Origin of the sequence: Flavobacterium sp. Sd200 (assembly GCF_009826935.1) — a bacterium.
Lineage (GTDB): Bacteria > Bacteroidota > Bacteroidia > Flavobacteriales > Flavobacteriaceae > Flavobacterium.
In genome coordinates this window covers 1,000,524-1,024,559 of record NZ_WUMN01000001.1, presented here as the reverse complement: position 1 = coordinate 1,024,559, position 24,036 = coordinate 1,000,524, and the positions used below count along the sequence as shown (strand labels likewise).

Here is a 24,036-nt window from a genome sequence, read left to right as displayed (position 1 = left end):
ACCAAGTTTTACTCAGCCCTCATTTAGTGGAGGACTGAATATAATTGAGTTGGTGTAAAGCAGGAAAAAAATAATAAGACTAAGCTTCTTTCATAAATATGATTTTTTAAATCAATAAAATTTTTATATATTCAATAAATATGTAAATTGCATGCATAAAATTGAATATATTTCAGTATGGAACAAGCTAAGCCGTATATTCCTAAAAATAAAGTACGAATAGTAACCGCAGCTTCGCTCTTCGACGGGCATGATGCAGCTATAAACATAATGCGCCGCATCATACAGGCAACAGGGGTGGAGGTAATACACCTTGGTCATGATCGCAGTGTAGAAGAGGTTGTAAACACAGCTATTCAGGAAGATGCCAATGCCATTGCACTTACATCTTATCAGGGTGGGCACAACGAATATTTTAAGTATATGTTCGACCTGCTAAAAGAAAAAGGAGCAGGGCATATCAAAATATTTGGCGGCGGCGGCGGCGTTATCCTTCCTGATGAAATTAAGGATCTGCATGACTATGGCATTACCCGTATTTATTCGCCGGATGATGGCCGCGAACTTGGCCTTCAGGGTATGATAAACGACCTTGTAGAAAGAGCCGATTATCCTGTTGGCAATACACTTAACGGTGAGGTAAAGCATCTTGCAGATAAAAATCCAACAGCTATTGCAAGGGTTATCTCCTCGGCAGAAAATTTTCCTGAAGTTGCCAAAGAAACTCTCGATACTATTCATAAGCAGAATGAAGCGGCCACCATACCTGTATTGGGAATTACAGGTACCGGCGGTGCAGGAAAATCGTCTTTGGTAGACGAACTTGTGCGCCGTTTTTTAATTGATTTCCCTGAGAAAACATTAGGCATTATATCGGTAGATCCTTCTAAGCGCAAAACGGGCGGTGCATTGCTGGGCGACCGTATACGCATGAATGCAATTAATAACCCAAGGGTATATATGCGTTCGCTCGCCACACGCCAAAGTAATCTGGCATTGTCTAAATATGTATCAGAAGCTATACAGGTACTTAAAGCTGCCAGGTATGACCTTATTATTTTGGAAACGTCGGGTATTGGGCAAAGTGATACGGAGATACTGGAGCATAGTGATGTATCGCTCTACGTAATGACTCCTGAGTTTGGTGCGGCTACCCAATTGGAAAAGATCGACATGCTCGATTTTGCCGACCTTGTTGCCATTAATAAATTTGACAAACGGGGCGCCCTTGATGCCCTGCGCGATGTTAAAAAACAATATCAGCGCAACCACAACCTGTGGGATGCCAAACCCGAAAGTCTTCCTGTTTTTGGCACAATTGCCTCTCAGTTTAACGATCCGGGTATGAATACACTTTATAAGGCTGTAATGGATAAAATTATAGAGAAAACAGATAACGGCAGCCTTAAAACTACTTTTGAAATTACCCGTGAAATGAGTGAAAAGGTATTTGTAATACCGGCTCACAGAACGCGCTATCTCAGCGAAATTGCAGAAAACAACCGAAAATATGATGCTACTGCTTTGAGTCAAAGAGAAGTGGCACAAAAACTTTATGGTATTTACAAAACTATAGAATCAGTTGCCGGTAAAGAGATCGCTATTACAAAGTCGGGGCTTGATGATGCACTCCTTGCAGATTCATCAGATAAAACAAATACTGAATTTTTAAAACTATTAATAGCTGAATTTGATAGGGTTAAAATGAACCTTGATCCTTATAACTGGGAGATACTTTACACCTGGCAGGATAAGGTAAAAAAATATAAGGATCCTGTTTACAGCTTTAAAGTAAGGGATAAAGAAATAAGAATAGCTACACATACAGAGTCGCTTTCGCATTCGCAAATACCAAAGGTTGCATTGCCTAAATATCAGGCATGGGGCGATATACTGCACTGGTGCTTACAGGAAAATGTTCCAGGAGAATTCCCGTTTGCATCAGGACTATATCCGTTTAAGCGTGAGGGAGAAGACCCATCGCGCATGTTTGCCGGGGAAGGCGGACCTGAGCGTACAAACAAACGTTTCCACTATGTAAGTGCCGGATTGCCGGCAAAGCGTTTATCTACAGCTTTTGACAGCGTTACCCTATACGGAAATGACCCTCATATTCGCCCAGATATTTATGGTAAGATAGGCAATGCGGGAGTTTCTATTTGTTGTCTTGACGATGCCAAGAAATTGTATTCAGGGTTTAATTTGGCGCATCCACTAACCTCAGTAAGTATGACCATAAACGGGCCTGCACCAATGCTGCTGGGCTTTTTTATGAACGCCGCCATAGACCAGCAATGTGAGCTTTATATTAAAGAGAACGGTCTTGAAAAAGAAGTAGATAAAAAAATAAGCGATCTGTACAAAGCTAAGGCTATAGAACGCCCCCGTTATAATGGCGAACTGCCACAGGGTAATGATGGTTTAGGTCTTATGCTGCTTGGCGTTACAGGAGATGTTGTGTTACCACCTGATGTTTATAACGATATAAAAATTAAAACATTAAGCCAGGTACGCGGCACTGTTCAGGCTGATATTTTAAAAGAAGATCAGGCGCAAAACACCTGTATTTTCTCTACCGAATTTGCGCTTAGGCTCATGGGCGATGTTCAGGAATATTTTATTACCAGCAACATACGTAATTTTTATTCGGTTTCTATATCGGGCTACCATATTGCCGAGGCAGGCGCAAACCCTATAACGCAGCTTGCGTTTACACTCTCAAACGGTTTTACCTATGTAGAGTATTATTTGAGTAGGGGCATGAATATCAATGATTTTGGTCCCAACCTGTCATTTTTCTTTTCTAACGGTATTGACCCTGAATATGCAGTAATTGGGCGTGTAGCACGTAAAATTTGGGCTAAAGCACTTAAGTACAAATATGGAGCAAACGAAAGGGCTCAAATGCTTAAATATCATATACAAACAAGTGGGCGCTCGCTACATGCACAGGAAATCGATTTTAATGATATTCGCACCACATTACAGGCACTTTATGCTATTTATGACAACTGTAACTCTTTACATACCAATGCTTATGATGAGGCAATTACTACACCAACCGAAGAAAGCGTGCGCAGGGCAATGGCTATTCAGTTGATAATAAATAAAGAACTTGGTCTTGCTAAAAACGAAAACCCTATACAGGGATCATTTATAATTGAGGAATTAACCGATCTGGTTGAGGAGGCAGTACTTGCTGAATTTGACCGCATTACAGAGCGTGGCGGTGTTCTTGGTGCTATGGAAACCATGTATCAACGCTCTAAAATTCAGGAGGAAAGTCTTTATTATGAAACTCTTAAACATACAGGGGAGTTCCCTATTATTGGTGTAAACACGTTTTTGAGCTCTAAAGGATCGCCAACAGTTATTCCGGCAGAGGTAATACGTGCTACCGAAGAAGAAAAACAGGATCAGTTACATACCCTTGAAATATTGCATACTGCTCATAAAGACAAAGTTTCAGAATCTTTACAGGCTGTACAGGAAGCTGCAATTCAAAATAAGAACATCTTTGAAGCACTTATGGAGGCCACTAAAGTATGCTCCCTTGGTCAAATAACAACAGCATTGTTTGAGGTTGGAGGGCAGTACAGGAGAAATATGTAAAAGAGACTTCTTATAGATAAGATAATTAAAAGCCTTTCTATTACGAAAGGCTTTTAATTATTTTTAGATAGTATGTTGTCAGTTATAAATAAGATATTAAGTAAGTATAATTATATAAATAAATACTTTAAACTAAAATCAATAAATATACTGATTAATAGATGTTTATTCTAAAGTATTTACTTTAACTCCTGTTTCTTCGCCCAATACAAAAGTTGTTCCGCTAACGGTTATGGTCTCTCCAATCTTTACTGCTCTGAATTGTTTAGGGTCGGTCATGTTAGGTATGCTAATAGTTGCAGTGTACAACTTTCCCTGCTCGTCCTTAATCTTGGCCATGTAACCGTCTTTGCCATTAATAATTTCAGTAACTACACCTTTAACTGTAATATTAGTTCCCTCTGCAATAGCAGGAGGCGGTACTGATGCTTTGGCGGTGTCATTAACTGCTGTAATGGTATCTGTAGCATTAATAGCATCGGTAGGATCTTGTACAGAAACAGCATCTTTTTTCTCAGAACAGGCAATTACTGCTAATAAGGCAGCAGCAGCCAAAATGGGTTTAATTTTATTTTTCATAGGTCATATTTTTAAGCAAAGTTAGGCGTTTTCGTAAATGTGTATGTTATTAAAAACAAAAACCGGCAAAAATGCCGGTTAATTTATAACATCTATATAATACTAAAATTAATGTCCGCCACCGGAAACCGCACTAAAATCGATACCCTGACGTTTAAGTATACCTTTAACGGTAAAAGCATATACAGCTAAATATACAAAACACAATACACCTACAATGTAGCTGGCCTGTATGCCTATAATTCCTGCAAGATATCCCTGGAACAGGCTTACGATACCGCCTCCCATAATCATCATTATTAAAAAGGTACTTCCCTGAGTGGTTTGCTTGCCAAGGCCTGCCACGGCAAGTGTAAATATACAAGGCCACAGCGTACTGCAAAAAAGCCCCACGCTGGTAAAAGCATAAACACTAACAATGCCGTTTGTAAACATGCCAATAATGAGCGCTACTACTCCTAAAACAGAGAACAGTCCAAGCATAGTTGCCGGATTGCCTTTAGTAATAAAATCGGCAATAATGAGTACAATTATAATATATGCATATACATAAAATGGTGCCAGGCTGTGCCCCATAAGATAGTTAGCACCTAAAAACACACCAAAGGCAAGATAAGGTGCTACAATTTTAAATATGGTTTGTAATACTGTATTGTTCGTAAAAGCACCAATAGCACCTCCCCAACGGCCAATCATCAGGCTGGCCCAGTAAAGCGATACATAAGGGCCAACGGCACTCTCTACAAAGCCTAATTTTTCTACAAGATAGGCAGGTAGGTTGCTTGCAGTAGAAACTTCTACACCAACATACAAAAATATGGCTATCATTCCCATAATAAGCTGCGGATATTCTAAAGCCATTTTGTTTGTTACAGGTAATTTTTCTTCCACTTTAGTCTCTTCGACTTCGGGATGGTTGGGTAGTGAAGAAAATTTAAGGAATAATGCCACTGCTAAAAAAGCTGCTCCTAAGATGAGATAAGGACCTTTAACGGCATTGATATCTATAGTTGTTGAAGCTGATGAGGCCGAACCGAATATGGCATAGCTAACCAATAAAGGACCAATGGTAGTGCCAAAATTATTTATGCCTCCCGCAAATGTTAACCTTTGTGAACCTGTAGAAATTGGCCCAAGTGCAATGGCCAAAGGGTTTGCTACCGTTTGTTGCAATGAAAAGCCCAGGCCTACAATAAACAGCCCCGAAAGCATTAAAAAGAACGATCCGGTTTGGGCAGCCGGATAAAAAAGTAGCGTGCCTAATGCAGAGATGCAAAGGCCAAGGGCAAGCGAATTTTTATAGCCCAGCCGTTCTATAACATCTTTGCCGCTTACGGCAGATATAATTATGTACAAAATAGAACCTACTGTGTAGGCTACATAAAAAGCAAAGGACACTAATTGACTTTGCCATGGTTGCAGGCTAAATGCCTTTTGAAATACAGGAATAAGGATGTCATTACTAGCAGCAACAAATCCCCAGAAAAAGAAAACAGAAACCAGTGGGACAAACTGACTCCATTTTGTTTGCTTCTCGTTACTCATAAATTTTGGTTTGTTTGGGTTAAAATGGTTTATGGTTTTAATGCAAAACAATGTTACACACTATAATTTTTTTAGAAATTATAATTGTGCCAAATGTATAAACATAAAAAGCAAATATGATAAAAAATATCTTATAAAAGGGGGAAATGTGTACGGGTAGGGGAGAAAACGTATATAAATATCAAGTTTATGACTATTGGCTGTACATAAACTTACTGTTTACAATGAAAAAAAATGTGCCTCTATAGGTGAGGCACATTTTCATGAATATAATCATTCAGGTATTTAAACTTCTCGGTGAGCCTTCCTTTTTCGGCAATTTTGGATCTCTCAAGTATTCTGTCTTTATCGTTATTATAAAACGCCGGAATTACATGGTTAAGGAACATTTCGCCGAAGCCTTCGCTGGCATCACGTGGCAATTCACAAGGTAGGTTGTCTACTGCCATAACCACAATGGCTGCCGGGTGATGCATATCAGTCTCAGTATTTGTAGATGCATTGTAGCCATAAAAAGGCTCAGCAATGGTAGATGAACGTAAAGTACAGGCCACAGGTCCTTCAACATCACAAGATATATCGGCAACTATCTTAATTTTATTATTCTTATCGCGAAGCATGTCACGGCTCAATATCTGTGGTGCACCATTTCCATAAAAATGCCCTGCAATATACATATCGGCAGCATTAGCAAAACGTGCAAAGTCAGACACATACTCTCCCGGATTTTTAAAGAAATCGCTGTTGTCTACGTCTGTATTGCCGTCTTTACGTTTATTATATTCCAACACATCAATTTGAGTATATACTGGCTCAGTATATTTTTTAGAAAGAAAATTATCGGCACTAACTTCTTTAACCTTCATGGCGTCGAGTATTTCTTTAGCACCCATGCCTACTTTCCCTTTACCGGTAAGCACGATCTTAATAGGAGGTAAAGTCAGTCTTTTTAAGCGAGCCACAAGAGCATCCCTATCAGTAAGGCTTTCGGCTTTTGGCAGTTCATAAAGTTCATATTTTTGCCCAAATGCCCTAAAGCCATTATAAGTGCCCACAATACCGGCATAACGGCCAAAACCTATCAGTCGCCTGTTAGAAGTATCAGTAACAGTTTCGTGGTCGTAAAGAGTAATGTCGTTATCTATAATTGCCTGCAGCATTTCTTTATTATGCGGTTGCCTCTTTATAGTATGCGAAAAAAAGAAATAGTTTTTGTGCGGTATCAATGCATCCACCGGAACTTCTTTTACACCAATAAGTACATCACAGTCGCTCACATCTGTCACAACCTCAAAACCTGCTGCTTTATATTCCTCATCTTTAAATATACGAACGTCAGACGATTCTACCCTAATCTCGGCCTGCGGAAATTGTTCTTTAAATGCAGAAAGCATGGCAGGAGAAAACACAACCCTTTTATCCGGTGGTGATTTTCTTTCTTTTATAATTCCGAATTTCATAGCAAATTTAGTTTTAATGATTCAATGCTTTTTTTTGTGAGTTTAACAACTACGAAAACGATACACTGATAAATTATCACTCAATAATGTTTAATAACGTCCAAATATAACATAAATTCATTTTCCAATCAATTTATAGGTTAAAAAAATATTGTTATATTTGCACTCCTTTTCGTCATTATATTTTGATGATTTAAAGGTACTACTGGGGTCGACTGGTTTTGACAGCAGGCCGAACTGAACAGTAAGCACGTCGGGAAATGAGGCTGTTCCCGTATATCATTGCTTCAAACATTTAAACGGCGAAAATAACTACGCTCTTGCTGCTTAATTCTGAACTATAGTAAGAATGGCCACGTCCCTGCAAGGCAGGGAGGCGGGATTCTCCTGAAAAGCCCCGGTTTATGGCGTTTCGAATAGGAGAACCGTAAAAATAGACCTGGGGGTTGTTTTGCTTCGCGGCAGCCCCGAGACAACAGAAGCTAAGTAATGTGTGGCGGTTTCCGGCCTTGCACATTATCGAAAACCCAAGCGGAAACTAAGCGTGTAGAAAGCTCTTTGCTTCCCTGTTTGGACCCGGGTTCGATTCCCGGCGATTCCACACAAACAAACAACGCCACTGGAAACAGTGGCGTTGTTTTTCTATTTTCAGTATTTAAAAATAGAAAAAGCCTTCCTATAAGACGGCTTCTATATGGCGGGGCACTGGCATTGAACCAGTTCACTAACATATAATATTTAAATTTTGACACAAATTATTGGTTTGTTGACCGACCCGCCTGCAATGCCAACACCTCCGCAAATTTGCATAGAACTCATGCTTAAAAAAGTTAGGATAAATCCTATTGTTATATGTACAAATACTGTTTTTGCTATTTCCATGAAATTTACATTTTTAGGGTGAATAATAAAGTGACTTATCGATACAATCAAAACCTCTTTTAAATGCCAAACTTTAAAGAACTCTGTTAGGGCTCCCAGATTTTTAGATTTCCTAAATTGAAACATAAATATACAATAAAATATATAAATAAAATTATTTTATTGTTTCAAAAAACATCAAAATAGGTGTCAAGTGTTCGATAGAAATCCCACTCACTCCACATAAAGACAAACAACGCCACTGGAAACAGCGGCGTTGTTTTTAGAATATTGGATCTATTAAAATATCTTAATAATCTATTGAAGTTATTTACAAAGTAGTAGCAAGAGTCTGATTTTTTAAGATTGGGCTAAGTTTACAGCATAATGTTTTCCTCTTAATTAAACCGGTATCCTAAACTCAGCCAGAACTTTGCAACAATATTATGTTGTGTTTTCTTTGCATTGAACAAGGCCATCATAACCCACGTTCGCTTCAATAAGAAATCTGCTTCTACTTACCCATTTCCAGCCTCTGCCTGCTCCAAGGGCAAAATTAATATCATCGGGATTTTTTGTATATATTGGATCTTCTGATGTATAGTTGAATCATTTCTATTTGTCATAATTATTCTACACAACACACCTCTAACCCCTCTCAAGAGGGGAATACTCAGATGTACTTATTCAGACTTTTAAACATAGTCGCTTTTATCAGCAAGAGTGAAGCTATTCCCCTCTTGAGAGGGGTTAGGGGTGTGTCTTTTAGATTATGACATTTTTTATAGATTTGGCTATATATATTAAGTTTTAGAAAAAGAAATAACCAACAGATAATTGAAATACGCTGTTTTTATTTTTACTGGGAGAATTCTCTAAATTATTGATGTCTGTTAATCCCAGATTATATCTGGCAGCAAAATTAAGTCCGCTATTAAATTTATAGCCTAAGCCAAAATTAACACCAAAATCAAAAGTATTATAGGAATCTTTTACATCTGTCTTATCATTTTTAGCAGAAAATAAAAAACCTATTTGCGGTCCGGCTTCAACACTCAATCCTTTTATTAAATAATATTTTCCCATTAAAGGAACGTTTAAATAACTTAAGGCAATGGTATCATCATTATAACTATATCCCTGACCGGAATACATTAATTCAGGTTGAAAAGAGAATTTTTCGGAAATTGGAATTTCAGATACAATACCAAAATTAAATGATGTAACAACATCGATACCTTCAGTATTATCTCCGCTTACAGATGCAAAGTTTAAACCTCCTTTAGCACCAAATTTAATTTCCTGGGCATTAACTTTGTAAATCCTAAAACTGTAACTACAGCTAGTAATAAAATTTCTTTCATAAAAAGTGATTTGAATTATTTCGATCCAAAATTCACATGATTAAAACTTTAAGAAGTTTCAAAAACTTAAAACTGTACAAAATGGTACTTATTTGATTGTGTTTTTATACTCATTTGGCGTTTGGCCGGTAACTTTTTTAAAGGCTTTATAAAAAGTTGTTTTAGAAGTGAACCCGGATTCCAGTCCCATTGTCAGCAAATTATAGTTTTCATATTCAGAATCTGATATCATTTCCTTTACAGCTTCAACCCGGTACTGATTAATATAGTTGGCAAAGTTATCACCTGTTATGGTGTTTATAATTTGTGAAACATATCCGGCGCTTATACCCAGTTTTTCGGCCACTTTTTCCCGGTTTAATGTACTGTCTGTATAAATGTGCTGTTCTTTACAAAGAAGTTCCAGTTTTTGATAATAAAGATTATCCATCGTGATAGATTCTTTGTGTTCTTTTATAGCGTAATTTTCTTGCGTTATGGTTTTTTTTATAATTGGTAGCGTGGCAGACGAGACAGCCAGATCGTTGTTTAGAAAACTGTAAATGGCATCTTTGTTTTTGGCGAGCTTGTATTTGTAGATGCCTATGTAAGCTGTCCAGTGCATTATAAATGTTGCAGCTAAAGCCAGCCCACTCATGGCAGAGGAAATGTCTAAACCAAGGAATAAAGCAACCAAATAAGTCGTAAGCCAAGTAAGCAACAACAAATAGAGAATAGTCAGTAAAGTAATTATCCATTTTTTCTCTTTAGGATCTTTTAAATGCCTTATCATAGAATAAGAATAAAGAGGCAGAAAAGCAATGATGATAACTGCGAATAAAAGCTGAGTAAGTCTAAGTATATTGATTAGGTATATGTACGACTCAGTAATTTTATAAATTTCTGCTACATTACTAAGATCATATACAATACTAACAATAGATGAAAAGGCAAATGGAATATAACACAAATAAGTCTTTTGTCTGTTCTTTACCGTATTATCAATACGGTTTATAATAAACAAGAATATGAAAACAGGTAGTAGAAATATCCACTCTATATCATCTATAAAACGTAGAAAAGGACAGGAAATAAATGCACCTTCAATTTCAAAAACATAGTTTAGTAAAACAATGGAAAGCGCAAACAGTAAGCAGGCCAGGTATTTATTAGAATTACTATTGAATAAGGAAGACTTTAAAATAATTAAGCCCAAGACTATTCCCTGAAAAATCGCAATATTTAAAAGTGTTGTATAAATCAATTTCTTAATATAAAAGTTTTCTTTAATATCTGTTTTGTAATTAATACTTTTTAAACATGGCTTATTTCCTGCGAATTGATAAATAACTGACGCAAATATAGAATATTTAAAACTACTAAAAGATCAGCTTTTTTGTGTAAATAAAAAGACTGACTCCTATATTATTTCAAGATATTTCATTTTGTTGTTTCGATAAACATCAAAACAGGTAATTCCACACAAACAAAAAACCTTCAAAAACTGTTGAAGGTTTTTTGTTTGATTTCAACTTAGTTAAACGTATTTAAATCAATATTTTACAATTAAGCAATAGGATTAATTGTCAGTCCCCTGTACCAAGTCTGCTATTTTTCTGTATTCCAAAGGTGTGCAACCTACTTTTTGTTTAAAAAGTCTTGTAAAATGTTGAGGGTATTTAAAACCAAGTTCATAGGCTATCTCACTTACTGATTTGTTTAGGTCATAAACACGTTCTTTAGCTATATTAATAATCCTGGACTGAATATAATCCTGTGCAGTGCGGCCTGTTTCTTTCTTAATTAAATCTCCAAAATAATTAGATGAAAGATGCAGTTGATCAGCACAATATGAAACTGTGGGCAGTCCTAAATGCTGTGCTTTATTCTGACTGAAAAACTCTGTAAGCAGGCTTTCAAACCGCTCCATAATTCCTCTGTTAGCATTTTCGCGGGTTATGAATTGGCGGTCGTAAAAGCGGTCACAATAATTAAGCAGAAGTTCAATATTACTGCTTATCAGTTTTTTACTGTGTTTATCTACATCGTGCTGTAGTTCTACTGCAATTTTATCAAAACAGTCTAAAATAATCTGGCGTTCTTTTTCAGACAGATGCAGTGCCTCACTTGTATTGTATGAGAAAAAACTGTAATCGTCAATTAACCTTCCCAATGATGTGCCTGCAAGTAAGTCCGGATGAAAAATAAGTGCATGCCCATATGGCTGATATGTAATGCCTACACTTTCTACCTCAACCTCTACAACCTGTCCTGGAGCAAAGAACACGAGGGTTCCTTCCTGATAATCATAATATTCTTTCCCATATTTTAGATCGCCACATTTTACATCTTTCAGTATTACAGTATAAATTCCAAAGTTCATCTTGTAGGCACTTCTCGGTGAAGCTTTAGACAAATCCAGAATACTTACCAAAGGGTGTAATGTTTCGTGGTTATTGAAAGTATTATAATCACTAATGCTCTCAAAATTTACAATCCTTTCCATTGTCATTATCATTTAATTCAAATTCAAAATTAATTGTTTTTTATTCAGTTGATTACTATTCATAACGCTATCAGTAAAAATGGTAGGAGAAACAGTAATATATATACAAGCGCTGGCTTTTTATCTTAACAAAACTTTAAAGCCTTACCCGTAATATTGGTAGTTAATTCAGTAATCTGTATACAAGTGCCTGCTGAATAAGTCCTGAACTTTGTATTGTTGTTTTAACTTATAAGAATCATATGTTCTAAAATGAAGAAAATAGTAATAATAGGGGCAACGGGAAGCCTGGTTCCATATGTAGCAGAAGCTTTATTAAAATTGGACAATATTCAGCTAACACTTTTTGCACGTTCTCCAAAATATATAGATAAAAACCTAACTGATAAATGTACTATAATACAGGGTGACGCTCTTGAATATGAAAGTATTAAAAAAGTAGTAGCAGGCCAGGATGTTGTGTATGTAAACCTGACAGGAAACCTTGAAGCTATGGCAAAAAATATAGTAAAAGCCATGCATGAAGAAGGAGTTAATAAAGTTATTGCCATAAGTTCTATAGGCATTTACAAAACACCCTTAAAGCCAATACTAAGACCTTACAGGGCATTGGCTGATAGTATTGAGGCATCTGGACTGGATTACACCATTTTGCGCCCGAACTGGTTTACAAATGGCAGTGAAATTGACTATCATATAACCCACAAGCCGGATCCGGAAATTGGCGGATCACTTTCCCGCAGGGGCATTGCCAATTTTGTAGCAAAGGTAGTAGCTAATCCGGAGCAATATACTAATGTAAACGTAGGCATTAGTAAAATATAAATCAAGAAATAAATTTCATAAACATACATATCATGGAAAAAAGAAAATTAGGCAGTCAGGGGCTCGAGGTTTCAGCTTTAGGTTTTGGGTGCATGGGGTTAAATTTTTCATATTCACACAGTATAAGTAAAGATGAATCCGTTAAACTGATAAGGGCTGCCGTAGAAAGGGGTGTGAACTTTTTTGATACAGCCGAAGTATATGGACCTTACACCAACGAAGAAATAGTAGGCGAGGCACTGGCGCCTTTGCGAAGCGAAGTAGTGATTGCCACAAAATTTGGGTTTAATATTGTTGATGGTAAGATGGCAGGGGTAAACAGCCGCCCTGAACAGATACGTAAAGCAGTAGAAGGCTCACTGAAAAGACTTGGTATAGATACTATAGATTTATTGTATCAGCACAGGGTAGACCCTAATGTACCTATTGAAGATGTTGCAGGTGCCGTAAAAGACCTTGTAACTGAGGGTAAGGTTAAATATTTTGGTCTTTCGGAACCTGGTGCAGATACTATCCGTAAAGCACACGCAGTGTTTCCGGTATCGGCATTGCAAAACGAATATTCATTATGGTTCCGCAAGCCCGAACTCGAGATAATCCCGCTTCTTGAAGAACTGAATATTGGCCTTGTGCCATACAGCCCGCTTGGAAAAGGCTTTCTTACCGGGGCTTTTGATGAGAATACCAAGATTGGAGATGACGATTTTCGTAAAAATTCGCCCCGCTTTAACGATGATGCCCGTTTGGCAAATCTTGCTTTTGTAGACCTGCTTAAAAGTTTTGCAGCAGACAAAAACACAACCCCGGCACAGATAGCCCTGGCATGGCTGTTGGCTCAAAAACCATTTATATCTCCTATACCGGGCACTACTAAATTACACAGGCTCGAAGAAAACATTGGTGCTGCTACTGTTAACCTGACAGCCAAAGATATAAAGGACATTACTGAGGCCGCAGATAAACTCGAAGTTGTAGGTGGTCGTTACATCGAAGCCATTGAAAAAACTACCGGACTATAATTAATATAAAGAAGTAGCATTAAACGGCTGCTTCTCTCTTTCTTTAAAATTATGAAAAACGTAATATTAAACAACGGCTTAGAGATGCCTATCCTGGGGTTAGGTGTGTATCAGATTCCAGATTATGATGAATGTAAAAAAACAGTACTCAATGCGCTTGAAGTAGGGTATCGTTCTATTGATACGGCTGCAGCTTATCAAAATGAGACAGCAGTAGGCGATGCCATTAAAGAAAGCGGTATTAATAGAGAGGAACTTTTTGTAACCACGAAGCTTTGGATTTCAGATACAGGATATGATAAAACTAAGAAAGCCTTCGAAACGTCATTGAACAAATTACAATTAGACTACCTCGACCTATACCTTATCCATCAGCCGTATGGCGATATACATGGCTCATGGCATGCTATGGAAGAGTTGTATAAAAAGGGCAAGATAAAAGCCATTGGTGTAAGTAATTTTCATCCGGACAGGGTTATGGACATTATTGTAAACAATTAAGTGGTACCTGCTGTAAACCAAATAGAAACACATCCGTTCTATCAGCGTACAGAAGACCAGCTTTTTTTGGAAGAAAATGGTGTACAGACAGAAAGCTGGGCATCTTTTGCTGAAGGCAGGAATAGTTTGTTTAGTAATAAAATCCTTGAACAAATAGGCAAAAAATATAACAAATCAGTGGCACAGGTAGTACTGCGCTGGCTGGTACAGAGAAATGTTGTTGTAATACCAAAATCAGTACGCAAAGAACGCCTTATTGAAAATATTGATGTGTTCAATTTTGAGTTAACTTTTGAAGATATGGCAGCAATTCAGACTATGGATACAAAAGAAAGCCTTTTCTTCAGCCACAGAGATCCGGCCATAATTAAATGGTTTTCGAAAATGGCAGTCAAATAAATCTGTAATAATGGTAAGTAAAACCGTAATTGGTATACAAATGTTCAGACTAAATAGCCTGAGATTTGCTCCAAATTAATAATACAATTTATAAACAAATGAAAAAAATAGTAACTCTAATAATAGTATGTATTTCTGCTTTTGCAGCTGCCCAACAAAAGCCGATACCTGCCAAGGGTCTTGCCATGACAGGAAAAGAAGTAAAATTTGGCCCGCTAAAATTTAATCGTCATGCCGTAGGCGATAATGACGTACTTATCGAAATTATGTATGCAGGTATATGCCATAGCGATATACATACGGCTAAAGGCGAGTGGGGTGATATACAATATCCGATAGTACCGGGACACGAAATAGCCGGGAAGGTAACGCAGGTGGGCAAAAACGTTACAAAATTTAAGGTAGGTGATTATGCCGGCGTGGGGTGTATGGTAAACTCATGCGGCAAGTGCGAGTATTGTAAACAGGGGCTGGAACAATATTGTCTTGAAGGTAACATCGGCACGTATGCCTCAGTAGACAAATATCATAATAATGAGGTTACCCAGGGAGGCTATTCGGATAAGCTGGTTATAACAGAGAATTTTGCAATTAAAATTCCGCCAACTGCCGATATGAAAAAAGTTGCCCCACTGCTTTGTGCTGGTGTAACTACCTATTCTCCCATAAAGCATAAAGAGGTTAAAGCGGGCGATGTGGTTGCCGTTGCCGGTTTTGGTGGTTTGGGTCACATGGCAGTGCAATATGCAGTAAAACTTGGTGCTAAAGTAACAGTATTTGACATTACAGAAGATAAAAGGGCAGATGCACTTAAAATGGGTGCAGTAAAATTTGTAAATGTAACTAACCCTGAAGAATTAAAAGGACTTGATAATACTTACAAGGTTATCATCAGCACTATACCGGCAAAGTATGACCTCAATATGTATCTTAAAATGCTTAAACTCGATGGCGATTTGGTAATCCTTGGTTTCCCGGCACAGGAAAATCTTCCTAGCATCAATTCTGGTCAAATACTTTTTGGAGGTACGCGAAAAATATCGGGCTCACTTATAGGGGGCATAGCAGAAACTCAGGAAATGCTGGACTATTCTGTAGCCAACAACATTTACCCTGAAGTTGAAGTGATTAAAGCCGAACCTAAAGTTATAGATCAGGCATATCAAAATGTAATTGATGCCAAGGTACGTTATCGATACGTTATCGATATGAAGACTTTAAAATAAGCTAATCTTAAAAATAAAATGCAAAAACCGTATGTAATATGCCACATGATGGCATCGATAAACGGAAAGATACTTTCTGAAAACTGGGGTACAGCTTCAAACTCAGATCAGTTTGTGGGAGTATATGAAAAATGTCATGAGTCGTTTAATAGTAACGCATGGTTTTGTGGCAGGTTAACTATGGAAAAAGATTTTTCTAATGGTATCAAACCGGAATTTCCTATTCCCGAAACACCTATAGCAAGAGAAGCCTATATAGCAAACCCTACTGCTAAAAGTTTTGCTATTGCACTAGATGCAAGTGGTAAATTAGGATGGGAAACTAATGAAATTTATGGAGATCATATTATTGAGGTACTTACAGAACAGGTAAGTGATTCCTACTTGTATTATCTTCAGCAAAAAGAGATCTCGTATATCTTCGGAGGTGCTAAAAGCATTGATTTTAAACTTGTGCTTCAACAATTGTATGAGCTTTTTAGCATTGAAAAACTAATGCTTGAAGGCGGAGGCCATATAAACGGAGCTATGCTCGAAGCCGGATTGATAGATGAGCTGAGCCTTATACTGCTTCCAATAGCTGATGCCACGGCAAATACACCAACGATTTTCGAGCATCTAAAGAATGATACCATAGCCGTACCGCTAAAATTAAAAACGGTCGAACCGTTGCAAAATGGCGCACTATGGCTAAGATATAAATTTTAAAAAACAAATAAAATATATGGAAACAATACAGGTAAAAGCTTATGGAACAGCCCAACCGGCTACTTCATTGCATGAAATTACAATTAACCGTCGCGCTATACAGGCGCACGATGTAGAAATGGAAATTTTATATTGTGGTATTTGCCACAGCGACCTGCATCAGGTAAAAGGCGATTTTGGCCCTTTTGCAGCACCTATAGTTCCCGGCCATGAAATACTGGGGCGTGTAACTGCTGTAGGTGCACATGTAAAAAACTTTAAAGTAGGCGATCTTGCCGGAATAGGCTGTATTGTAGACAGCTGCGATCATTGCGAGTACTGTAACGAAGGAATAGAACAGTTTTGTGATGAGGGGGTTACATTCTCTTTTAACAGCCCTGATAAAGTTTCAGGTGGGCATACCTATGGTGGTTTTTCTAAAACCTATGTATGTAACGAACGATATGTATTAAAAATGCCCGCGTTTGAAAATCTTGCAGCCGCCGCACCTTTACTTTGTGCAGGTATAACCGTTTATTCGCCATTAAAACATTGGCAGGCGGGTCCCGGTAAGAGGGTAGGAGTATTAGGTATAGGTGGACTTGGCCATGTGGCCATTAAAATAGCTAAAGCTATGGGTGCTGAAGTTACTGTATTTACTACATCTCCTGAAAAGGTTGAAGATGCTAAAAGACTTGGGGCAGATTATGCAGTATTGTCTAAAGATAAAGAGACAATGGATGCTTATGCACGCAAGCTACATTTTATAATAGATACTGTTTCTGCTAAACACGATATCAATACATATCTTAACCTCTTGCGTCATGATGGTACAGTGGTACTGGTAGGACTTCCTCCTGAACCACTTGAAGTAGGCGCATTTAATGTGGTTATGGGTCGCCGAAGCTTTGCCGGGTCTAATATTGGAGGTATTGCCGAAACTCAGGAAATGCTGGATTTTTGCTTCAAACACAATATAACTGCCGAAAGCGAAATAATTAATATTGAGTATGTAAACGAAGCTTTTGAACGCCTTGAAAAAGGCGATGTAAAATACCGTTTTGTTATCGATATGGCTTCCTTAAGCTAATTCCTACCTTACTATATATTGTTTTTAAAGCCGGTTTTTTACAAAGAAACCGGCTTTAATTTTCCAGTTGAAAATCTTTTTTATTGTGAATCGTTTATCCTTAATATTTCTATCGTATTAATTTTTACTTTTTGAAATCTTATAATGCACAGCATCTTATTTTACTATATTTGTTGTAAATATTTACCGCTTTTATGGCCGATGATTTTGAATATAATCCACTATATGAAAAAGTAATAGATGGATTACTTGAGGAGCACTATTGTGTTGCTGATGATTTTTTCTCGAAAGAGGAAGTTGGCGGTTTACGAAAACTACTCTTACAAAAATATGAAGAGGATTTGTTTAAAAAATCTGCAATTGGAAATTTGACTAACGAAAAGGTAATTAACTCTGTTAGGGGCGACTTTATTTTATGGTTGGACGAAGCAAATGCCACAGGTGCAGAAGCCTATTTTTTTAATAAAATCCGTGATTTTGTTCAATATCTTAACCGTACCTGTTTTATGGGGATTGTAAAACAGGAGTTTCATTATGCTTTATATCCTGAGGGGACTTTTTACAAACGGCACCTTGATACATTTAATAATGATAGCAGTAGAAAGTTAAGCATAGTTTGCTATTTGAATGATGAAGACTGGCAAACGGAGTATGGAGGAGAGTTAACTATTTATTTTAATAATAACGGTATTGAAACGAGCAGGGACATTTTTCCACTACCGGGTCGTGTGGTAATTTTTGAAAGCCAGCTTTTGGAACATGAAGTAAAGCCGGTAATTAAACCCCGACTCAGTATAACTGGCTGGCTTAAAACACATAGCATGTAAACTCGAAAAATAAACTTATTTTTTAGGTTTACTATTGGAGAATACTATTTTTTTACTCTATATTTGCCAACGCAAAAAGGGGATGTAGCTCAGCTGGCTAGAGCGCTTGCATGGCATGCAAGAGGTCGTGGGTTCGACTCCCATCTTCTCCACAGCAAAAACCCCTAACATCACTGTTTTGCAAGGTGTTAGGGGTTTGCTTTTAAATTATTTCCCGATATTTTTCCGACTTTCAGTATAACTATCTTATATGCTTTTTGCTAATTTTGTAATTGTTATGACTGAAAGATTTAACAAACATATTATTTTTGTCAGGTTAAGGTATACCCATTAGTAGGTATTTTTACCTGAATTAAGGAAACACTTATTTTTATACATTAACTTTTCTTTAACTTTATCAGTGTTAAAAAAATACCTGATAATGAAACACCTTTTACTACTCCTATTATTAAGCTGTTCGTCAGCTTTTGCACAAAACACAAAACTATTGGTCAGCTATGCAGCACCAGTGGTTAGCGAAACCCTAAATGTGCACATAGGCCCCGGAACAGCCTACGACGTTGCCGAAACCATTGCTCAGGGCGATATGCTAACCTACATCTCCCACCATGGCGAATGGATATATTTACGTGTAAACGAATCAGGAACCAATGGGTGGGTGAATTATAAATTTGTTAAGTAAATGTTTGCAGACTTTTTTAACAGCATTTCAGATTACGCTAAAACCCGTTTTACTAATCCTTTACTTGGTACTATTGTAGCAGTATGGTTTATCCGCAATTTCGACTTCGTATTCGCTTTATTCAATTTTGCTGATGGAGTTACCCTTACCCAAAAAGTAGACTATTTCCATAGATATTTTAAAGTACATGGTACTACTACAGAATTATGCACAGTTATAATGTATGCATTTTTTATCCTTTTGGGAACGTTTTTACTACTATTGTTTTCAAGAGGTTTGACTAATGGATATATAGTATTGCTTAATTTGGTAAATAAGAGTACTGATGTAGGCACGGTAGTGTCCAGGTCTATGTACGATGAATTAAGAAAAACGTATAACACGGTTAAGAGTGAAAGAGATACTTTAAGAAGCAAGGAAACATCGCATGATGAAGCACTAAAAATACTAAAATTAGAAATAGAATCTAAAGAGAAACAATATAGTGAACTAAATGATGAGTTCTCTAAGAAAACTGCAGAGTCAGATTTAATATACGAAGAATTAAGTGCTAAACATATATCGCTTGATGAAAGCCATAATAAATTAAAATCAGAATTACAGTATAAAACGAATGAAGCTGATAAATTTCAAGCAAAGTATCTTCTAAATAAGATTCAAGATTCAGAAGTTATTAAAGAGATTTTTACAGCTGATTCTATCGAAATTCACCTAAATCAATATAAAAGTAGCCAAGTGGAAATTGGCATTACAGAACTCGAAAAAATTGAGCCTGCGTTACGGCTTTTATTACAAGAAAATGAAATTAAAAACTTCATCGAAATATCTCTATTAGCCGAAAATTTCAGGTATTTTCCAAGCGAGCTGGCAGATTATCAACTTGTAGTAAAGCTAAGAGATTTCAAATTATTATTGACAGAAGCAAACATGAAAGTTGTAAATAACAAAGTAAATACTAAAGACTTGGATTTATCAGATTTAGGAGAACATGTGTCTAAAATTTTTAAAATAATGTTATTGAAATAATTTCTAAAAAATTATATGAACGATTCCATACAACAAGCCTTTATTCGTATAGAAAGGTTACAGTGCCAAGTTGATTCTCTAAGATCATCAAATAATATGAATGAAATTATTCTAAAGGCTCGATTAGAACAGGCTTCTGATGTTATAGCGGATTTTAGTACTATTTATACTATAATATCTGTATTTATAGCCTTAATAGCGATTGTAATACCAGTGTGGGTATACTTCGCTTCAATTAAACCTTCTAAAGAAATACTCAAAAATTTTGAAGATATCATGGATACAAAAATCAAAGAGTATTTAGATACTAAAAGTAGCGCAGACGCTGAAACGGCATTATTAAATCTGGAATCAAAAAATATGATACAGAAAGACCATGGATATTTTTATATTAAAAATAATCGGCTTATATCCTTGAATGAATCTCAGCAAGCAAGGCTCATATCTATAATTGATAACAAAATAATGAATGATCCAGAAAGCGCATTGTCATGGGCGTTATGTTCATCCAAGAAATCAAAAGTTTTAGAAAATTACTATAGCAACATACTCAATACCCAAGATTCATTAGATCATAAATTTCCCTTTGCAATATTTTATTTTATCTTAAATTATAACCATGAAGATCGAATGAAATTTTTGAAACCCATTATTATAAAAGTTTTTAATAAAGAGGCTATAGCTAATATACTTAGATATTTGGCAGTTGCAGATGATAAAAAGGGTACGACTGCTTTGCTAAACGACTCCGAACTATTAAAGTTAATAAACTCATTCCATGGTGAAGATTCCGAAAAATTGAATAGATTCAAACACTACATATCTTACATCTTAAAAGATGTGGTTGCATTGGAATCTTTGAAATCAACATTGTTATTTAAAGATTATGATATACCAATGGAGGAATATGTTTATTAGTCCATTCCAGCGGGTTTTTTTACACCTCCCCATCAATAGGTATTTTCATCCAAATTAAGGGAATCCTCATTTTTACATTTCACGTTCTTGCTACGTTGGTCAACTATTACTTTTAAAACTAAACTGCAAACCTATCACTTATGAAAAGTAATAATTTATTCTATTACATTTCAACATTATAAAAAAGCCGGCTCAGAATTGAATCGGCTCTATAGTATTTATTGATAATCTAATGAATTAAAGATTATTTTTTCATGTGTAACTTATATCTATACAAATTAGGCTTATAAGGAATTCCTTGCATTCGATTTGGATTGCCTTGTTCAATCTCAAATTTCAACACCTCTGCCTTTAAATTAATTTATAATACTACGTATTAATAGTTTATGTTTAAAACATACTGATATATTATATCTATAAAAAAATAGATTAAGTTATACTACTCCCATCTTCTCCACATAAATCAAAACAACGCCATTGGAATCCAATGGCGTTGTTTGTTATATCTACGCTTATTACATTCTGTTTGTTTCCTCATCAAGAGAAGTAGCTTTTACTTCTTTGTTTTTTCCTGAACCAAAATAGTAGGTAAGCTGTACAAAAAAGCGGCGTGTTTCCCATTTATTAGTCCAGTCGGTAGCTATGTTGTTTACACGGGTAGTATGATTATATAGACTCTTCTTTAAAATATTAGAGCATCCGGCGGCAATTAGGAGTTTTTTGTTTAGCAAGCTTTTTTTACCGGAAAGGCTTACATCATAGGTAGCTTTAGAAAAACCATTTGGCGTGGTAGATCGCCCAGTATAAAAACTACTCATTACTATTTTCCAATCGCCTTTTAAATCTGCGCTTTGGTAAAAATTAACATCATAGCCAAAACCCGTACCGCTGTATGAAAAGTTCTCAATGTCAGAATTTTCACTTTGCAGGTACGTGTCAAAACTAAGCTGCATTGTCCACCAGTCAGTAGGCTTATAGGGCATTGAAGCTGAAAAGCCAAACCTGCTGCCTTTTGCGGCATTGGCATTATAAGTAATATTATAATTTTGATCACGTTGATAGTCTATAACCTGTGTAAAGCCGTCTTTATAAAGGTAGCCGTATAAGCTAAGACTTAACATGCTTTTATATACATAACTTAACTGCAGGCTGTTGTAATATTGGGGCTTTAGTGCCGGATTTCCGGTTTCAAGCGTGTAGGCATCCATATATTGATAATAAGGGTTCAGCGACAAATAATCGGGCCTGCCTATGCGTCTGCTGTAGCTAAACTGGTATTGGTTATTTTCATATTTGTAACCAAATGATAAAGAGGGGAACAAATTTGTGTACTCACCTTTATTAAACTGGGCACTTACTAAAGACGATGCTGTATATCTGTAATATTCTGCCCTTAATCCTGCCTGTATATTCCATTTACCAAATTCGGCTGAAGCCTGTACATATCCTGATGCGAGTTTTTCATCGTACTTAAAATCATTAATTAACAGACTGTCGGGTATAAACAAAAGTTCAGTATTGTTAGCTTCATAGCGGTTGTAGTAATCCATTTTTACATACGCATACTTGGCACCTGCCTCAAAATTGATAGTTTTGGAAAGCTTCTGGTTAAAATCTGCCTGCACATTGGCAATGGTGTAAGTGGTTTTATTTTCGCCATCAAGGTTCATAAAAATACTATCGGCATAATCATTATGCTGAAAACCGTTTTTCCTGGTGCTGTAGCGTGCAAAGTTTGCCTGTATGTCTAGTTTTGTTGTAGTACTGTCTGACGTAAAATTATAAAACACATTACCGGCTACACGCTTTTCAGGCGCATCAAAGCGCTGGCTTAGGTTTACTCTATTCTGTAGTATGTTGTTTAGATATTCATTAGTATAACCTCTGGTAGTTTCTTTACTACTGTCATTATAATATTGCCATTCAGTACTTAAAACCTGGTTTTTGTTTATTTTTCTTTCGGCTGCAAAATTAAAACTTCCTGATTTTGTAACCGGTAGCCAAGTGTTGTATTGGTCTATAACTTTATCTCCACCTTCCACCGCTATGGTTTGTTTTATGTGTCTATGATTAACTGACTGCCCGTTGTAATAAGAACCGTTTGCGGTAACTGTCCAGAGTGAGTCGTTATAAAATAGCCTTCCGCCTTGTTGGCTTTTAAAATACTCTCCATAATAGGCAGCAGTATTCACACTGCCTGACAACCCGGCTTTACGGTTCTTTTTGAGTACTATATTTATAATTCCGGCAGTACCTGCCGCTTCATACCTTGCAGACGGTTGCGCTATAATTTCAATATACTCAATATCTGACCCTTTTAAAGACCGAATGTATTCGCGAAGGGCATCGCCTGTAAGCATGCTTTTTTTACCATTAATCATAAACTGTATATTGGTACTGCCTCTATATACTAGATTCTCATCTTTATCAAGGCGAATACCCGGCACCAGACGTATGGTTTCAAGCCCATTATTGCCGTTGCCTATACCGGCTGCCTCAATATTAAAAATTGTTTTATCGCCCTTCATGATCATCGCCTTTTGGCGCACATCTATTACCACTTCATCAAGTTGTTCCTGCTGCGGCGTCAGGATAACATTTATTTCCCGGGGCAGGTTTTTAATGCTTATTTCCTTTGTAAATGTTACAAAGCCAAAGTAGCTTACTGTAAAGGTTCCACTTATAAATGTATCCGGAATGGTTATTAAGTAGCTTCCGGTGTCATCGGTTTCTGTATAGGCAACTGTAGTGTTTGTATTGGTAATATATACAGGGGCAAAAGCAACAACGGTAGCATCCTGTTCTTTTATAACACCTTTAATGGTAATTTGTGCCACCACCTGTAAAGTGGTACAAAGAATAAACGCAATAAGCAGTAATTTTTTCATGATGTTTTATTGATTTTATACTGCAATATTATGATGCGCGCT

General features: G+C 36.7%; 17 protein-coding genes, 1 tRNA gene, 1 other RNA gene and 1 pseudogene. 13 read left to right on the top strand and 7 right to left on the bottom strand.

The annotated features are described in order from the left end of the window. The first annotated feature begins 177 nt into the window (after window positions 1–177). Complete coding sequence (locus GR160_RS04700) at window positions 178–3,612, top strand: methylmalonyl-CoA mutase family protein (protein ID WP_160748665.1); 3,435 nt, start codon at window positions 178–180, stop codon at window positions 3,610–3,612. A 165-nt stretch (window positions 3,613–3,777) separates the two neighbouring features. Here GR160_RS04700 and GR160_RS04695 read toward each other — a convergent pair whose 3' ends face one another. The 3 genes from GR160_RS04695 to GR160_RS04685 all read right to left on the bottom strand — a co-directional run bounded on the left by GR160_RS04695 (window position 3,778) and on the right by GR160_RS04685 (window position 7,196). Beyond that, entirely contained in the window at window positions 3,778–4,191 is a 414-nt protein-coding gene (locus GR160_RS04695; RefSeq protein WP_160748664.1) for a hypothetical protein, read from the bottom strand. Window positions 4,192–4,299: 108 nt separating this feature from the next. Next, the gene (locus tag GR160_RS04690) at window positions 4,300–5,736 is read right to left on the bottom strand and encodes an MFS transporter (protein ID WP_160748663.1); all 1,437 of its coding nucleotides are present in this window, start codon (window positions 5,734–5,736) and stop codon (window positions 4,300–4,302) included. A 242-nt stretch (window positions 5,737–5,978) separates the two neighbouring features. Beyond that, window positions 5,979–7,196 (bottom strand): NAD(P)-dependent oxidoreductase, encoded by a 1,218-nt coding sequence (locus tag GR160_RS04685; RefSeq protein WP_160748662.1) that lies wholly within the window; start codon window positions 7,194–7,196, stop codon window positions 5,979–5,981. Between the two features lie 207 nt (window positions 7,197–7,403). Between GR160_RS04685 and ssrA the strand changes: the two genes are divergently transcribed. Beyond that, window positions 7,404–7,800, top strand: a transfer-messenger RNA (tmRNA) gene (gene ssrA, locus GR160_RS04680). Between the two features lie 1,067 nt (window positions 7,801–8,867). Here the strand turns inward: ssrA and GR160_RS04675 are convergent. The 3 genes from GR160_RS04675 to GR160_RS04665 form a co-directional block, all read right to left on the bottom strand. Next, window positions 8,868–9,356: a porin family protein gene (locus GR160_RS04675; protein WP_370519207.1), complete on the bottom strand. Its 489-nt coding sequence runs from the start codon at window positions 9,354–9,356 to the stop codon at window positions 8,868–8,870. A 153-nt stretch (window positions 9,357–9,509) separates the two neighbouring features. Further along, complete coding sequence (locus GR160_RS19365) at window positions 9,510–10,193, bottom strand: AraC family transcriptional regulator (protein ID WP_237421163.1); 684 nt, start codon at window positions 10,191–10,193, stop codon at window positions 9,510–9,512. Between the two features lie 786 nt (window positions 10,194–10,979). After that, entirely contained in the window at window positions 10,980–11,906 is a 927-nt protein-coding gene (locus GR160_RS04665) for an AraC family transcriptional regulator (RefSeq protein WP_160748660.1), read from the bottom strand. A gap of 252 nt (window positions 11,907–12,158) precedes the next feature. Here GR160_RS04665 and GR160_RS04660 point away from each other — a divergent pair, with 252 nt between their 5' ends. The 11 genes and pseudogenes from GR160_RS04660 (at window position 12,159) to GR160_RS04610 (ending at window position 21,106) form a co-directional block, all read left to right on the top strand. Then, on the top strand, window positions 12,159–12,731 hold the full coding sequence (locus tag GR160_RS04660) for an NAD(P)H-binding protein (RefSeq protein ID WP_160748659.1): 573 nt from the start codon (window positions 12,159–12,161) through the stop codon (window positions 12,729–12,731). 32 nt (window positions 12,732–12,763) lie between these two features. Then, window positions 12,764–13,750, top strand: a complete 987-nt coding sequence (locus tag GR160_RS04655; protein ID WP_160748658.1) for an aldo/keto reductase — start codon at window positions 12,764–12,766, stop codon at window positions 13,748–13,750. Window positions 13,751–13,801: 51 nt separating this feature from the next. Beyond that, window positions 13,802–14,650 (top strand): annotated as a pseudogene (locus GR160_RS04650) (aldo/keto reductase). A 98-nt stretch (window positions 14,651–14,748) separates the two neighbouring features. Beyond that, window positions 14,749–15,876: an NAD(P)-dependent alcohol dehydrogenase gene (locus GR160_RS04645; RefSeq protein WP_160748657.1), complete on the top strand. Its 1,128-nt coding sequence runs from the start codon at window positions 14,749–14,751 to the stop codon at window positions 15,874–15,876. A gap of 18 nt (window positions 15,877–15,894) precedes the next feature. Further along, a complete protein-coding gene (locus GR160_RS04640; RefSeq protein ID WP_160748656.1) occupies window positions 15,895–16,584 on the top strand; it encodes a dihydrofolate reductase family protein in 690 nt (229 codons plus the stop codon). 16 nt (window positions 16,585–16,600) lie between these two features. Next, window positions 16,601–17,653 (top strand): NAD(P)-dependent alcohol dehydrogenase, encoded by a 1,053-nt coding sequence (locus GR160_RS04635; protein ID WP_160748655.1) that lies wholly within the window; start codon window positions 16,601–16,603, stop codon window positions 17,651–17,653. A gap of 194 nt (window positions 17,654–17,847) precedes the next feature. Next, window positions 17,848–18,480: a 2OG-Fe(II) oxygenase gene (locus tag GR160_RS04630; RefSeq protein WP_160748654.1), complete on the top strand. Its 633-nt coding sequence runs from the start codon at window positions 17,848–17,850 to the stop codon at window positions 18,478–18,480. Between the two features lie 78 nt (window positions 18,481–18,558). Next, window positions 18,559–18,632, top strand: a tRNA-Ala gene (locus tag GR160_RS04625). 269 nt (window positions 18,633–18,901) lie between these two features. After that, a complete protein-coding gene (locus GR160_RS04620; protein ID WP_160748653.1) occupies window positions 18,902–19,162 on the top strand; it encodes an SH3 domain-containing protein in 261 nt (86 codons plus the stop codon). Next, complete coding sequence (locus GR160_RS04615; RefSeq protein WP_160748652.1) at window positions 19,163–20,188, top strand: hypothetical protein; 1,026 nt, start codon at window positions 19,163–19,165, stop codon at window positions 20,186–20,188. It abuts the gene before it with no gap. 15 nt (window positions 20,189–20,203) lie between these two features. Then, window positions 20,204–21,106 carry a hypothetical protein gene (locus GR160_RS04610; protein WP_160748651.1) on the top strand — a complete coding sequence of 301 codons (903 nt, stop codon included), beginning with the start codon at window positions 20,204–20,206 and terminating at the stop codon, window positions 21,104–21,106. A 515-nt stretch (window positions 21,107–21,621) separates the two neighbouring features. Here the strand turns inward: GR160_RS04610 and GR160_RS04605 are convergent. Beyond that, window positions 21,622–23,994, bottom strand: a complete 2,373-nt coding sequence (locus tag GR160_RS04605) for an outer membrane beta-barrel family protein (RefSeq protein ID WP_160748650.1) — start codon at window positions 23,992–23,994, stop codon at window positions 21,622–21,624. Window positions 23,995–24,036 lie beyond the last annotated feature (42 nt).

What these genes read in the sequence shown, in the direction of transcription:
- GR160_RS04700 (WP_160748665.1), top strand. Translation starts at nt 178, where the DNA reads ATGGAACAAGCTAAGCCGTATATTCCTAAAAATAAAGTACGAATAGTA.
- GR160_RS04695 (WP_160748664.1), bottom strand. Translation starts at nt 4,191, where the DNA reads ATGAAAAATAAAATTAAACCCATTTTGGCTGCTGCTGCCTTATTAGCA.
- GR160_RS04690 (WP_160748663.1), bottom strand. Translation starts at nt 5,736, where the DNA reads ATGAGTAACGAGAAGCAAACAAAATGGAGTCAGTTTGTCCCACTGGTT.
- GR160_RS04685 (WP_160748662.1), bottom strand. Translation starts at nt 7,196, where the DNA reads ATGAAATTCGGAATTATAAAAGAAAGAAAATCACCACCGGATAAAAGG.
- GR160_RS19365 (WP_237421163.1), bottom strand. Translation starts at nt 10,193, where the DNA reads ATGATAAGGCATTTAAAAGATCCTAAAGAGAAAAAATGGATAATTACT.
- GR160_RS04665 (WP_160748660.1), bottom strand. Translation starts at nt 11,906, where the DNA reads ATGGAAAGGATTGTAAATTTTGAGAGCATTAGTGATTATAATACTTTC.
- GR160_RS04660 (WP_160748659.1), top strand. Translation starts at nt 12,159, where the DNA reads ATGAAGAAAATAGTAATAATAGGGGCAACGGGAAGCCTGGTTCCATAT.
- GR160_RS04655 (WP_160748658.1), top strand. Translation starts at nt 12,764, where the DNA reads ATGGAAAAAAGAAAATTAGGCAGTCAGGGGCTCGAGGTTTCAGCTTTA.
- GR160_RS04645 (WP_160748657.1), top strand. Translation starts at nt 14,749, where the DNA reads ATGAAAAAAATAGTAACTCTAATAATAGTATGTATTTCTGCTTTTGCA.
- GR160_RS04640 (WP_160748656.1), top strand. Translation starts at nt 15,895, where the DNA reads ATGCAAAAACCGTATGTAATATGCCACATGATGGCATCGATAAACGGA.
- GR160_RS04635 (WP_160748655.1), top strand. Translation starts at nt 16,601, where the DNA reads ATGGAAACAATACAGGTAAAAGCTTATGGAACAGCCCAACCGGCTACT.
- GR160_RS04630 (WP_160748654.1), top strand. Translation starts at nt 17,848, where the DNA reads ATGGCCGATGATTTTGAATATAATCCACTATATGAAAAAGTAATAGAT.
- GR160_RS04620 (WP_160748653.1), top strand. Translation starts at nt 18,902, where the DNA reads ATGAAACACCTTTTACTACTCCTATTATTAAGCTGTTCGTCAGCTTTT.
- GR160_RS04615 (WP_160748652.1), top strand. Translation starts at nt 19,163, where the DNA reads ATGTTTGCAGACTTTTTTAACAGCATTTCAGATTACGCTAAAACCCGT.
- GR160_RS04610 (WP_160748651.1), top strand. Translation starts at nt 20,204, where the DNA reads ATGAACGATTCCATACAACAAGCCTTTATTCGTATAGAAAGGTTACAG.
- GR160_RS04605 (WP_160748650.1), bottom strand. Translation starts at nt 23,994, where the DNA reads ATGAAAAAATTACTGCTTATTGCGTTTATTCTTTGTACCACTTTACAG.